General features: G+C 73.5%; 10 protein-coding genes and 2 pseudogenes. 8 read left to right on the top strand and 4 right to left on the bottom strand.

Annotation, left to right across the window (positions count from 1 at the left end):
- Window positions 1-54 precede the first annotated feature (54 nt).
- Window positions 55-600, bottom strand: a complete 546-nt coding sequence (locus tag ACIOHG_RS31855) for a GNAT family N-acetyltransferase (RefSeq protein ID WP_400955774.1) — start codon at window positions 598-600, stop codon at window positions 55-57.
- A gap of 32 nt (window positions 601-632) precedes the next feature.
- Window positions 633-2399 carry an ABC transporter ATP-binding protein gene (locus ACIOHG_RS31850; protein WP_400955772.1) on the bottom strand — a complete coding sequence of 589 codons (1767 nt, stop codon included), beginning with the start codon at window positions 2397-2399 and terminating at the stop codon, window positions 633-635.
- Between the two features lie 211 nt (window positions 2400-2610).
- Here ACIOHG_RS31850 and ACIOHG_RS31845 point away from each other — a divergent pair, with 211 nt between their 5' ends.
- Together ACIOHG_RS31845 and ACIOHG_RS31840 are read left to right on the top strand one after the other, a co-directional pair.
- Window positions 2611-3123, top strand: coding sequence for a SigE family RNA polymerase sigma factor (locus ACIOHG_RS31845; protein ID WP_400955834.1), 513 nt, complete (start codon window positions 2611-2613; stop codon window positions 3121-3123).
- Window positions 3124-3221: 98 nt separating this feature from the next.
- The gene (locus ACIOHG_RS31840) at window positions 3222-4427 is read left to right on the top strand and encodes an LCP family protein (RefSeq protein ID WP_400955771.1); all 1206 of its coding nucleotides are present in this window, start codon (window positions 3222-3224) and stop codon (window positions 4425-4427) included.
- A 33-nt stretch (window positions 4428-4460) separates the two neighbouring features.
- Here the strand turns inward: ACIOHG_RS31840 and ACIOHG_RS31835 are convergent, their stop codons facing one another.
- Entirely contained in the window at window positions 4461-5342 is an 882-nt protein-coding gene (locus ACIOHG_RS31835; protein WP_400955770.1) for a phosphotransferase family protein, read from the bottom strand.
- Between the two features lie 291 nt (window positions 5343-5633).
- Here ACIOHG_RS31835 and ACIOHG_RS31830 point away from each other — a divergent pair.
- Both ACIOHG_RS31830 and ACIOHG_RS31825 read left to right on the top strand, forming a co-directional pair.
- Window positions 5634-6107 (top strand): annotated as a pseudogene (locus ACIOHG_RS31830) (carbohydrate binding domain-containing protein); the annotation flags it as partial.
- 258 nt (window positions 6108-6365) lie between these two features.
- A pseudogene (locus ACIOHG_RS31825) lies at window positions 6366-7325 on the top strand (chitinase); the annotation flags it as partial.
- A gap of 83 nt (window positions 7326-7408) precedes the next feature.
- Here the strand turns inward: ACIOHG_RS31825 and ACIOHG_RS31820 are convergent.
- Window positions 7409-8401 carry a tetratricopeptide repeat protein gene (locus ACIOHG_RS31820; protein ID WP_400955768.1) on the bottom strand — a complete coding sequence of 331 codons (993 nt, stop codon included), beginning with the start codon at window positions 8399-8401 and terminating at the stop codon, window positions 7409-7411.
- 538 nt (window positions 8402-8939) lie between these two features.
- Between ACIOHG_RS31820 and ACIOHG_RS31815 the strand changes: the two genes are divergently transcribed.
- From ACIOHG_RS31815 to ACIOHG_RS31800, 4 genes are all read left to right on the top strand, one after another.
- The gene (locus ACIOHG_RS31815) at window positions 8940-9593 is read left to right on the top strand and encodes a hypothetical protein (RefSeq protein ID WP_400955767.1); all 654 of its coding nucleotides are present in this window, start codon (window positions 8940-8942) and stop codon (window positions 9591-9593) included.
- Window positions 9590-11074 (top strand): hypothetical protein, encoded by a 1485-nt coding sequence (locus ACIOHG_RS31810; protein WP_400955765.1) that lies wholly within the window; start codon window positions 9590-9592, stop codon window positions 11072-11074. The genes ACIOHG_RS31815 and ACIOHG_RS31810 overlap by 4 nt, the downstream gene beginning before the upstream one ends.
- Window positions 11071-12723 (top strand): hypothetical protein, encoded by a 1653-nt coding sequence (locus ACIOHG_RS31805; protein ID WP_400955764.1) that lies wholly within the window; start codon window positions 11071-11073, stop codon window positions 12721-12723. Before ACIOHG_RS31810 ends, ACIOHG_RS31805 begins: the two co-directional genes overlap by 4 nt.
- A 96-nt stretch (window positions 12724-12819) precedes the next feature.
- Window positions 12820-13365, top strand: a complete 546-nt coding sequence (locus tag ACIOHG_RS31800; protein ID WP_400955763.1) for an NUDIX domain-containing protein — start codon at window positions 12820-12822, stop codon at window positions 13363-13365.
- Window positions 13366-13384: the final 19 nt, after the last annotated feature.

Genomic DNA, 13384 nt, shown 5'->3' with positions numbered 1-13384 from the left:
GCGCGCCGCTCGGCCGTTCGCCGCTCGGCCGTTCGCCACTCCGCCGCCCGCCGCTCAGCTGTCCTCGTGCCACTCCGTGCTGAGGACGCCCATCTGGACCTGGTCGTGCCAGGAGCCGGCGCGGAAGACGGCTTCGCGGCGGCGGCCCTCCTCGGTGAAGCCGGCCCGGCGGTAGGCGGCGAGGGCGCGGGTGTTGTAGCCGTTGACGGTCAGTTCGACGCGGTGCAGGCCGAGTTCCTGGAAGCCGTAGCGGATCGTGGTGCGCAGCACGTCGGTACCGAGGCCGCGGTCCTGGTGGGGCGGGCCGATGATGATGGCGAGGGTGGCGCAGCGGTCCTTGGGGGTGGCGCCGTAGAGGGTGACGTGGCCGGCCAGGTCGCCGCCGTCGAGGGTTTCGACGGAGAGGCCGAGGTCGGTGCCGTCGTTCTGGCTCCAGGCCCGGAACATGTCGGCGAGCCGGGCGTCGGGCTGCGGGTGGACGGGGCCGGTGACCTGCTGGATGGCGAGTCCGGGCTCGCGCCACCAGGCGGTGAGCAGCGGGAGGTCGGCCTCGCGCAGTTCGCGGAGCCGGACGAGTCTGCCGGTGAGCGGGTCGGTCATGCGGGGGTCCTGTTCTGCCGAAGGGTGGGCGGTCAGGCGATCTGGGCGGCCTGGAGTCCGGCGTAGGGGCCGCCGGTGCGCAGGAGTTCGGCGTGCGAGCCGATCTCGGCGATGCGTCCGTGCTCCATCACGACGATCCGGTCGGCGCCGCGGACGGTGGAGAGGCGGTGGGCGACGACGAAGACGGTGCGGCCCCGGACCAGGCGGGCCAGGGCCTCCTGGACCAGGGCCTCGGAGCGGGAGTCGAGCGCGGAGGTGGCCTCGTCCAGGACCAGCACGCGCGGGTCGCGGATCAGCGCGCGGGCGATGGCGAGGCGCTGCTTCTGGCCGCCGGAGAGCCGGGCGCCGCGTTCGCCGACCACGGTGTCGAGGCCGTCGGGGAGGCGTTCGATGAATTCGAGCGCGTTGGCGTCGCGGAGCGCGGTGCGGACGGTCTCCTCGGGGACGTCCTTGAGGCCGTAGGTGACGTTCTCCCGGATGCTGCCCTCGAACAGGATGGACTCCTGCGGGACGACGGAGAGGAAGGTCCGGTAGGAGCGCAGGTCGAGCTCCTCCATGTCGCGGCCGTCGAGCAGGATGCGGCCCTCGGTGGGGCGGAGGAAGCCGATCACCAGGTTGAGCACGGTGGACTTGCCCGCGCCGGACGCGCCGACCAGGGCGACGGTCTCGCCGGGGCGGACCGAGAGGTCGAAGCCGGTGACGGACGGGGCGTCCGCGCCGGAGTAGCGGTGGCCGACGCCCTGGAAGTCGATCCGGCCGGTGACGGCGGCGACCTCGGCCTTGCCGGCGTTCTCCTCCAGGTCGGGGGCCTCCAGCAGTTCGCCGACCGAGCGGACCGAGGCGAGACCCTTGCCGAGCTGCGGGGCGAGGGTGAGCAGGGTGGTGACGGAGCCGGTGAGGGAGGAGAAGTAGGCGCTGAGCATGACGACGGCGCCGGGGGTGACGTCCAGCCAGCCGTAGTAGGCGACCAGCGCGGAGCCGGCCAGGCAGCCGACGCCGAGGGCGTTCAGCAGGATCCAGGCGAGCGAGCCGAAGCGGCCGTTCAGCAGGTCGAGCCGCAGGCCCTCGTCGAGGACCCGGCCGAGGGTGCGGTCGACCCGGCGCAGCGCGGTGCGTTCCAGGCCGTGCGCCCGGGTGATCGGGATCAGGGTGGTCATCTCGCCGATCCGGGAGGAGAGGTGCTCGACCTCGCGGCGGAAGGACTCGTTCCGGGTGCGGAGCCGGTCGCGGAGCCGGACCACCAGCAGGGCGCCGGCCGGGACGAGGACCAGGAAGACCGGCAGGAAGGCCGGGGTCTGCACGGCGATGACGACCAGCCCGCCGAGCAGGGTGGCGATCGCGGCCAGGCCGTTGTCGGCGGTCTGCTGGGCGGCGGTCTCGATGCCCTCGACATCGCGGATCACCTTGGTCTGCAGGACGCCGGCGCTGACCCGGGAGTGGTAGCCGATGGAGAGCTGCTGCATGCGGTGGCACAGGGCGGAGCGCAGCCGGGTGCCCGTGCGGCGGATCGAGCCGTGCATCCAGTGCACGTAGAGCAGGTGCAGCGGCAGGTTGAGCAGCAGGATCACCAGCAGGACGGCGGAGTTCCACCAGAGCACCGAGATGTCGCGGTGCTTGACCACCACGTCGACGATGTTGGCGGTGATCAGGGGCAGCAGCCAGACGGGGGCGTGCTTGGCGAAGAAGACGGCGACCGCGCCGAGCACCCGGGGGCGGTCGGGGCGGAACAGGAAGACCAGGGTGCGGACGGGGTGCTCGCCCCGGTAGCGGTGGCTGAGCGAGCCGTCGGGCAGGGCCATGGGGGAACTCCAGTGCGGGGCGCGAACAGGCGGTGCCGTCCCATCCTTCCAGCGGGCGGGGCCGGTGGAGCTGTCCGCTACCGGACAGCGGACCGGCCCCCGCCGAGTGCTCCCGGTCCGGGATGAAACATCCTGGACGCCCCGGGTCGTCATAGGGCGGACACGGTGAGGGGAGTGGGAGAACGTGGTCGCAACTCGACGGCGGGCCGCCATGGAGGAGGAGTTCGTCGCGTTCGCGGCGGCCCGGTCCGGGCCGCTCTACCGCTCGGCGTACTACCTCACCGGGGGTGACGGGTTCCTGGCCGAGGACCTGGTGCAGGAGACCCTGGGCCAGATGTACGCGCACTGGCACCGGCTGCACCGGCCGAGCTGGGCGGGGCGGATCGACAACCCGGCCGGGTACGCGCAGACGGTGCTGGTGCGGGCGTACCTGACGCACCGGCGGCGGCGCAGCAGCAGCGAGCGGCCGAGCCAGGTGCTGCCGGAGGTGGCCGAGGACGGGCCGGACTCGGCGCTGCGGCTGGCGCTGGTCGACGCGCTGGCCCAACTGCCGCCCCGGGACCGGGCGGTGGTGGTGCTCAGGTACTGGGAGGACCGCAGCATCGAGGAGACCGCGGCGATCGTGAAGGACAGCTCGGCGGCGGTGCGGACCAGGTGCACCCGGGCGCTGGCGAAGCTGCGCGGGCTGCTGGGGGCGGACCTGGCGGAGCTGGTGGCGCGATGACCGGGGTACGGCGGGACGGACCGGACGGACCGGGCGGACGGGGCGGACGGGGCGGCGGAGTGGACGGCTGGGCACGGCGGAACGGGCGGAGCACTGAAGTGGACGGCGGGGACGGGGAGTTCGAGGTGCGGTTGGGGAAGGCGTTCGGGCAGGCCGGGAGCGGACCGGACCCGGAGCTGACGGCCCGGCTGGTGGACGGCGGCCTGGCGACGGGGCGGCGGCTGCGGCGGGCCAGGCGGCAGCGGACGGTGCTGCTGTCGGGGCTGCTGACGGCGGCGGTGCTGGCGGGCGCGGGCGTGCTGACGGTGCCGCACGGCCTGCCGGGCGGCACCTCGGCGGCGCTGGAGGCGGCGCACGCCTCCGACACCCCGGCCCCGGTGGACGGCGGGGTGACGGTGCTGCTGGTCGGCCTGGACTCGGCGGTGGACGCGCAGGGCCGGCCGGTGTCGGACCCGAAGCTGCCCGGAGGTCGGTCGGACGGGGACCTGGACCGGGCAGACACCCTGCTGCTGGTGCACGTGGCGGCGGACGGCGAGGAGGTCCGGCAGCTGTCGGTGCCGCGGGACGTGCTGGTGGCGGACGGCGGCGGGCAGGTGACGATCGGCCAGGTGTACGCGGACGCCGAGCGGGCCGCGATGGACCGGCTGCGCGGGTCCGGGGTGTCCGGCCCCGCGTTGCGGATGCGCGGGCGGGAGGCCGGGCGGCAGGCGCTGCTGGGCGCGGTGGAGCGGTTCGGCGGCCTGCGGGTGGACCACTTCGCGGAGGTGTCGATGGCGGGCTTCTACCGGGTCGCGGAGGCCCTCGGCGGGGTGCCGGTCTGCCTGAACCGGCCGGTGGACGACCGCTTCAGCGGGGCGCACCTGCCCGCCGGGCCGCAACGGCTTTCCGCCGCACAGGCGTTGGCCTTCGTCCGGCAGCGGCACGGCGTGGGCACCGGGGCGGACCTGGAGCGGACCCGGCGGGCGCAGGCCTTCCTGGCCGGGGTGCTGGCCGAGCTGCGCGCGGGCGGGGCGCTGACCGACACCCGCAAGCTCACCGCGCTGTACGGGGCGATCGGCGACGACCTGGTGGTGGACCGGGGTTGGAGCCCGGTGGACTTCGTCCGCCAGGTGCCGGCCTTCGTGGCGGGCCGGGGCACGGCGACGACGCTCCCGGTGGTGGTGGACGGCACCCGGCTGCGGGCCGAACCGGGCGCGGTGCGGGGGCTGTTGACGGGGGACGCGGTGGCGTCGACCGCACCCTCGGTGGCCGCCCCTGCCGCGCCCGCCGCCTCCGGACCGGACGGGGTGCCCTGCGTGGACTGAACCCGCTTGGAGCTGCTTTCTGTTGACGATCCGTCAGCCGAGGGCGGTCCAGCCCCAGGGGCGGGGGCCGTGCTCGCCGCGCAGGCAGGCCAGCCGGTAGCGGGCCTGGGGCAGGTGCCGTGGTTCGGCGGCGGCCTGCTGCAGGGCGTAGCAGGTGAGCCGGAGTTCGCGGACGGCGGCGAACACCGGGTAGCCGGGGCGTTCGGTGACGTCGGCGCCGTAGGCCGCGCAGAACTCGGCGTAGCCGCGGGCGGCGAGGGCGCCGAAGCTGCGGTGGCCGACGGCGGTGGTGGTGAGGTCCCACTCGGGCGGGCCGAGCGCGGTGCGTTCGAAGTCCAGCAGGTGGGCGGCGTCGGCGGTGACGGCCAGGTTGCCGCTCCAGGCGTCGCCGTGGACGACGGTGAACCCGCTTGCCGGGAGCGCGAGTTCGGACCAGGCGGTGCGCAGTTCGGCGAGCCGGTCGTGCAGCCAGCGGCGGTTCGGCTCGTCCAGACCGGCGCCGTCGATCCGCAGCGGCAGCCGGACGAAGGGGTCGAGCGGGCCGAGCACGCCCTCGGGGGGCGGCGGCAGGCGGTGCAGGGCCCGTAGGGCGGTGGCGAGTTCGGCCGGGCGGCCGGGCCGGTGCGGGGGCAGTTCCTGCCAGAAGGTGGCGGGCCGGCCGCGGACCTCGACCGGCGCGGCCGGGCGGTCCAGCGGCCGGACCGCCGGGACGCGGTGCCCGCGCAGCCAGCGGGCGACCGCCAACTCCTTCCTGGCCGACGCGAGTTGTCCTTCCCGGCCGATCCGGGCCACCACGGCGCCGGGCAGCCGCCACAGGGTGTTCTCGCCCGCCCTGATCAGCTCCGCCCCGGCGGCGGAGTAGCCGGCGGCGGCGCAGGCCGCGGCGAGCAGGGCGGTGGGGGTGGGGCAGTCCACGTCTCGGGCTCGTTCCACTCGACGGCGGGGGCTCCGGTCCAGCATGACCGCGGGGGTATCCGAACGAAAGTGCCCCACCGGCCATTTCGGACACGGGACTTGACGGGCGACCCTCGCCGACCGGAACCGCCCCCCTTGCGATTGGTCCAGACCTATTGACGGGCTTTTGCCCCCGCTCCTACGATCCGGTCGGGCACAGCCCCCACATGTCCCCACCTCACCCCAGAGCCGGGCGTCACGCCCCCACGCGTCGGTCATGTCCATGACGCTCGGCGGGAAAGGGAGCACCGCATGTTCCTTCGAAGGTCGCACTCCGCGCGCCCGCCCGTGGCCCGCGCCGTCCCGTCGCACCGGACCAGCCACGCCGCGGCCGGGTCCCCCACCGCCCTGCGCCGCTCGGTCGCCGGGATCAGCGCCGCCGCCGTCATCGCGGGCGGCCTCGCCGTCGCGGGCTCGGTCTCCGCCTCGGCGGACGTCGCCAACCTGGTCGCCAACCCCGGCTTCGAGAACGGCCTCACTGGCTGGACCTGCTCGGCCGGCTCCGGCGCCGTCGTCAGCACCCCGGTGCACGGCGGCAGTTCGGCCCTGCGGGCCACCCCGTCCGGCCAGGACACCGGCCAGTGCCAGCAGACCATCAGCGTCCAGCCCAACTCCCAGTACACGCTGAGCGCCTACGTCCAGGGCAGCTACGCCTACCTGGGCGCCACCGGCACCGGCGTGAACGCCTCCACCTGGACGCCCAACAACGCCTCCTACGGCCAGCTCAGCACCAGCTTCAGCACCGGCGCGACCACCACCTCGGTCACCGTCTTCCTGCACGGCTGGTACGGCCAGCCCGCGTTCTACGCGGACGACGTGGTGCTGTCCGGCCCCGGCGGCAGCAGCCCCTCGCCGACCGTCTCCACCAGCCCGTCGACGTCCGCCAGCCCCTCCACCTCGGCCAGCCCGTCGACGTCCGCCAGCCCCTCCACCTCCACCAGCCCGTCCACCTCGGCCAGCCCCTCCGCCAGCCCGACCTCCGGTGACGCCACCTGCGCCACCAAGCCGCGGCCGGCCGGCAAGGTGCTGCAGGGCTACTGGGAGAACTGGGACGGCGCCTCCAACGGCGTGCACCCGGGCATGGGCTGGGTGCCGATCACCGACAGCCGGATCGCCCAGCACGGCTACAACGTGATCAACGCGGCCTTCCCGGTGATCCTCTCCGACGGCACCGTGCTCTGGCAGGACGGCATGGACTCCGGCGTCAAGGTCTCCACCCCGGCCGAGATGTGCCAGGCCAAGGCCGCCGGCGCGACCCTGCTGATGTCGATCGGCGGCGCCGCCGCGGGCATCGACCTGAGCTCCAGCGCGGTCGCCGACAAGTTCGTCGCCACCGTCGTCCCGATCCTGAAGAAGTACAACTTCGACGGCATCGACATCGACATCGAGACCGGCCTGTCCGGCAGCGGCAGCATCGGCACCCTCTCCGCCTCGCAGTCCAACCTGATCCGGATCATCGACGGCGTGCTCGCCCAGATGCCGGCCGGCTTCGGCCTGACCATGGCCCCGGAGACCGCGTACGTCACCGGCGGCAGCGTCACCTACGGCTCGATCTGGGGCGCCTACCTGCCGATCATCAAGAAGTACGTGGACAACGGCCGCCTCTGGTGGCTGAACATGCAGTACTACAACGGCTCGATGTACGGCTGCTCCGGCGACTCCTACTCGGCCGGCACCGTCCAGGGCTTCACCGCCCAGACCACCTGCCTCAACAACGGCCTCACCATCCAGGGCACCACCATCAAGGTCCCCTACGACAAGCAGGTCCCCGGCCTCCCCGCCCAGCCCGGCGCCGGCGGCGGCTACATGGCCCCCAGCCTGGTCTCCCAGGCCTACGGCTCCTACAGCGGCCAGCTGAAGGGCCTGATGACCTGGTCCATCAACTGGGACGGCTCCAAGGGCTGGTCCTTCGGCGACAACGCCAAGTCCCTCCAGGGCCGCTGACGCCCCATCAGCAACCCGCCGGGCCCCGGGAGCGAACGCAACGCTCCCGGGGCCCGGCCCGTTCCCCGTACAGACCGATCCCCCTACTCCAGGCTCGACGCCCGTTCGTCGAGTTCTTCGACGCCGGGTACGTCCCGGAGCCGGTAGAGGCGGGCTCGCATGTCGTGGACGGCGTCCTGGACCTTGATCGAGCGGATGCCGTCCGCGCAGTCGAGGAAGTCGTTCCAGGCGGTGAGGGCGCCGTCGACGTCGTCCTGGCGGAGCCGGACGGTGCCGAGGTCGGCGAGGACGATGGCGCGGGTGCGGCGGCGGTCGAGGCCGTGGATCTCCAGGGCGTGGTGGAGGTGGTCCTGCGCGCTGGTGTGGTCGCCGAGCTGGGCGAGGATCATGCCGGCTTCGTGGGCCCAGCGGCCGATGCTGTAGTGCGAGGCCCAGGAGTCACCGGGAACGCCGGTGGCCCGTTCGATGGAGGTCTGCGAGGAGACGAGGGAGCGGGTGGCGGTGGTTCGGTCGCCGTCCAGCGCGGCGGCGTTCGCCAGGGTGGCCTGGTAGTAGGCGACCGCGCGGGGGTCGTCCAGGTTCTTCGCCTGGTTGACGCAGTCCTCGGCGATCCGGACGGCGGTGGCGCGGAAGCCGAGGTCGATGGCCTGGACGGCGAGGCCGCGCAGGGCGGTGGCGGCGAGTTCGGCGTCGCCGGCCTCGGAGGCCAGGCGGAAGGAGTGCGCGTAGTACTCCTGGGCGGCGCCCTGGTTGCCCTCGTCCTGGGCCATCCAGCCTGCCAGGTGGACGAGTTGGGCGGTCGCGGCGAACAGTTCGCGGCCGACGGCCTCGGTCCAGGTACCGTCCAACCAGGTGGAGACGTCGTCGTGGAGGTAGCGGACGGCGAGGTGCCGGGCGTGTCCGCCACCGAGTTCGGCCGCCGCGTCGCCCAGGGACTTGGTCATCTGGCGGACGGCCGCGACTTCACCCCGACCGACCTGGACCTTCCCGCCGGTCTTCTGGCGGACGCGCCGCAGCAGGCTGTCCGGGTCGGGCATCCCGAGCGCCGCGAGCGCGTAGGCGCTGGAGGCTGTCATGAACTCCCGGCGATCCACCACGTCCCTCCGGCTCAACTCGATGACGGAGTCCACGGTATCGCCCGGCTCGGGATCTTCCGGATCGGTTGGCGAACTGCCGCCCGAGTCTGGTACCCGCAGGTGCAGGACCTCGATCAGGTACGGCAGCCAATAGGTCGGAACACGCCCACCGAGCTCCCACCGTGACACCTGGTCACGCCCCGGACCTGCGGCGCCCTTGCCCTCGGCGACGCCGAGTTCGCGGCCGAGCCGGGGCTGTGACCAGCCTTTCGTCTTCCTCGCGGCCCTGATCAGCGCCCCGATCGGTGCGGTGTCCGCCGACACGGCATCCCTCCCCTGGCCGACACCGGCCGACAAGTGGCCGACAGCTGGCCTACACCCTGGCAGCTTCTGCCCGCGCGTGCACGGTCGTTGACTGAGAGTCAGCCGCTCGCGGTCGTCGAGGAACCCCTCTTCCCCGAACCGCCCCACGTAGACGGGGACCGGCCCGTGCTCGGCGGCCCCGCTCCGCACCCCATCGAGGTTCAGGAGGCACAGCATGCGCATCCTCGTCGGCGGACTGGACATGTCGGGCAAGACCACCCTGGTCGCCACGTTGATCAAGACCCTCGAAGCCCGGGGAGTCCCCGCCGTGCGGCACCGCGGCATGCTCGCCGAGCACCACCCCGTCGAGCCACTGCTCAAGCGCCTGCCCCTGGTCCGGCAGGCCCGGAGCAGTGCCATCACGGCAGCCTTCCTGGTCGGCGGATACGCCCTCGACGGACTCCTCGTCCACCTCGACCCGCCCGGGCCAGCGGGCGCAGTGATCATCCAGGACGGCTACGCGGACCGCACGATCGCCTTCGGCCTGGCGGGCGGCCCCTACCTGACGGCCGCGCTCGCGCTGTGGGCCAGCAGGGTGTTCGCCACCTTCGACGTCGCGGTCTACCTGCACACCAGCCCGCAGGTGCGGCGCGAGCGGATGGCGGAGCGGGCGGACGTGGACGAGGCGGACCGCCGCAGCGTCGAGGACGAACGGTTCGCGGTCCGCTTCAACACGAGCCTGCTGAACTTCGTCGGCCGCCGCCACCGCACCCTCCTGGTCTTCGACACGGCCGAGCACACGCCCGAGGAGATCGCCGACCAGGTCCTCGCCGCCGCCGGCATCCCCGCCCTGCCGACCCCCGAGACCGAATGCAGGTGGACCGCATGACCTTCCCCGTGCCCGAGTTCGACACCGGCCTGTGGCAGGCGGCCGAACACGAGCTGACAGCAGCCCTGGACGGCAGGCCGCTGGTGGCCGCCGAGCGGTTCGCCAGCAGCGGCCGGACCTCGTACACGGGGCCGGCGCCGATCGCCGCCGCCCGGCCGACGCTCGCCGTCGGCTGCTACGAGCCGTGGGGGCCCGCCTCGCCCGTGGAGGCGCTGACGCTGGAGGGCCGCACCGCGTTGCGCGGAGTCGACCAGCGCCGGTCCTGGACAGCGGACCTCGACCGCGCCGCCCACGCCGCGATCCGGCGCTACAGGCGGCCGGTCGTGGCAGCCTGGTACGCCACCGACCGGCTGCGGCGGTGGGCCGGACCTGGCGGCACGGTCGCGGCCATCGACGCCGCGCTGCGGGCCGAGGTGGAGGACAAGGCGAACTTCGGCAGCATCCTCACCGCCTCCGGCGTCCCGGCCGACCTGCACCTGCCCGGCACGCGGGTCGACGGCCTCCTGCCCAGCCTGCGCGAACTCCGCCGCCTCGTTCGCTCCGACAAGGTGGTGGTGCAGTGTGGGGTGGACTCCGGCGGCCGGGGCACCGTGTTCGTCGACGACGAAGCCGACCTGGCGCGGGCCGCGAAGATGCCCGGCCCCTACCGAGTGACGGCGTTCGTGACCGGCTGGTCGGTGAACACCACCGTGCTCTCCGTCCCGGACGCCGACGGGCGTCTGCGGGCCTACGTCGACCGCCCCTCCCACAAGGCCGTCGGGCTGCCGGAGGCCGGCATCGGGGCGGGCAAGAGCGGCGGCAACACCTGGTGCCTGCCCTGGCCGGAGGAAGCCGCCGCCCGCCTGGTCGACGCCGCCGTGCGGATCGCCCGCTGGGCCTGGGAGACGCACCGGATCAAGGGCCTGTTCGGTCTCGACGCCCTGCTGACCGCCGATGGGCAGGTGTTCCTCAACGAGATCAACTGCCGCAACCAGGGCACCACCGAGGTCTCCGCCGTCAACCAGCAACTGCGCGGTCTGCCGCCGTTCCTGATCGCCCATCTGACCGCGATGCTCGACCACCCGGTCACCTGGCTGCCCGACGCGGACGACTTCAACACCACCACCGTCGACCTCGCCGCCGGGACGGGCCCAGGCCCGTACTACCTCAAGCTCCGCCACCGCGGGCAGGTGTCGGTCCGTCTCGACCACCACCTCGGCCTGCCGGGCGTCTACCGCGTTGCCGAAGGCCGCCTTTGGTGGGTGCGGCCCGGCGCGCACTCGGCCGACGCCGGGCCCGGCGAGGTCCTGCTCGCCAACCTGCCCGCCCCCGGAACCCTCTGCGAGCCGGGCGCCGAACTCGGCACCGCCGAAGGCATCACCACGGCCGCCGACGCCCCCTTCGCCTCCCCGCACACCCTCTCGCAGGCCGGCCGCGCGCTGCTGGCCGCCTTCGACCGGCACCTCCTCCCGACCGACCGCCAGGAAGGAACCGCCCCGTGACCACCGCAACGATGCCCAACCTGCGCGAGCAGCTCGCCGCCGTCCCCGACGGCGCCCTCACCCGCCTGCAGTACCTCGCCGCCGAGGTCGGCTGCCTCAACCGGTGCGCGATGTGCAGCCAGGCCGCCGGCAGTGACCTGTGGCGCTTCACCCCGCGCGGCCTGACCCAGCTGATGACCGCGCTCGCCGACGAGGCCGCCGCCCGGGGCGTGCGGATCGCCCAGGGCCGCATCCACCGCCCCGGCGTCGTCTTCCCCTACCTCGACAACGACATCAGCTCCTACCCGTACCTGGACACGTACGCGGAGCTGGCTCGGGACGTCCTCGGTGTGAAGATCCGCATGTCCTCCGTCGGGTTCTCCGCGAAGAACCCGCGGCTGACCGAGATGCACCGCCGCGTCGTCGCCGACCTCGGCGAGGTCTTCGACGGCATCCGCTTCTCCCTCACCCCGTACGCCACCGGCTACGTCGGCAAGGCCCCCGGCACCTCCCGCGACCAGTACACCGCCGACCTCGCCCACACCCTGCGGATCTACCGGCCGCTGCTTGACCGCCTCGGCCACGGCGCCGCGACCGCCGCCGTCGAGCTGCGCTTCGCGCCGCTGGTCGGCATCGCCGAGCTCACCGACACCCACGTCGACGGGCACCACGTCCTCAAGGTCGGCCCGCACCTGCTGATCGCCACTCGGCCCGGCGAGGGCCCGCTGCCGGTCACCGTCATCGAGCGCCTGGACGAACGCAGCCAGCCCGTCCTGTCCGGCCCCGGCCGCCCCTACCTCCACGTCACCGCCGACGCCGCCCAGCCGGACAGCGCCACCGTGCGCGACGCCCTGGCCGGCCTACTGACCGTGCAGCACCGGGCCACCGCCGTGAGGCTGCACCGCTTCACCAACGCGGACGGCGACTACTACAGCGCCGATCCCGACTTCCACGCGGACGGCCGCTTCACCGCCCTGAATCTCTACCCGGCCACGGAGAAGCGGAAGAGGTCCGGCTACACCGACGCCACTCGGCACTTCCTCAACACCCTGCTCGACCACAAGGCCGCCCGCGGTCTGGCCCGGCGTGATCCGTTCCCGGACGCCACCGCCAGTGACGTCGACGCCGTGCTCTCCGCCCTGCGCTTCAAGGCCCAGGCCCTCGATCCCGTCGACCGGTCCGCCGCCGCCCACCTGCGCGAGCAGGTCATCCCGATGGTCTCCGTCCACGCCCGCGCCCTGCTGAGCGCCGGCTACCCGGCCGCCGCGTTCTTCTCCCGCGACTTCACCATCGACACCGGCCAGATCGTCAACCAGGGCCGCGCCCTGCCCCTCTTCCGGGGCCTGGCCGCCACCGACGGCGAGCCGATGACCATGCGGGAGGAACGCGGCTTCGGCCAGGCCAGCCTGTCCACCGTCCGCGGCCCGATCTGGCGGATCACCCCCCTGCCCTTCACCGACTCCCGCCTGCCGCCGGCCGTCACCGGCCGCAAGAACCCCGCGACCGAGCAGCCCACCGTCCTGATCGAGGAGATGGACCCCTGCCACCTCGCCCCGGTCATGCGCGCCACCGGCTGCCGCCTGCGCCGCTTCACCCTCACCGGCGTCGAGATCGAACACATCGCCCAAGCCGACGCACGCGCTGCCCACGGCTTCCCCGGGGCAAGCTAGAACCGCTCAACCCGACGACTCCTCACGGCCGTTGAGCCGGGACGCCCGCCGGGAAACCCCGGCACACCACCACCCCCAGCAAGGAGAACCAACCCCATGAGCACCACCGAAGCGCAGGCGCCCCAGCCGTTCAGCAGGATCAAGGTCCGCGTCACCGGCCTGGTCTTCTGCGGCGACGACGTCGCGCTGCTGCGGCGGGACCGGCCCGACTCCGTGCACTGGACCACCATCGGCGGCAACGTGCAGGACGGCGAGGACTACCGCAAGGCCGTCCTGCGCGAGCTCGAAGAGGAACTCGGCCTCAGCCCGGACCTGGTGGCCAGCGAGCCGGAGCTGATCTGGATGGCGGACGCCCGGATCAGCCGCCCCGGCCCGACCCCGCCGCCCCGCAAGTTCCACCTGATCTACCGGCTCCACGTCACCCCAGAGGTCCGTGCCCGGCTCGCCACCCAGGAGTTCGACGAACTCCCCGACGGCACCCACGAGGTCGGCACCGTCGAGTGGCACGACTACCGCAAGGTCGACGGCCTGCCGCTGTTCCCCCCGATCGGCAAGCACATCGCCGAACTCGACAGCCCCACCGCCCCGGTGGCCCGGTTCGAGTTGGAGCCGATCACGGACCGGAACTACACCTGGATCTGACCACCGGCCCGTTCCCGCC

This window comes from Kitasatospora sp. NPDC088134 (assembly GCF_044741705.1).
GTDB lineage: Bacteria > Actinomycetota > Actinomycetes > Streptomycetales > Streptomycetaceae > Kitasatospora.
This window is presented reverse-complemented; position numbering and strand designations above follow the sequence as displayed.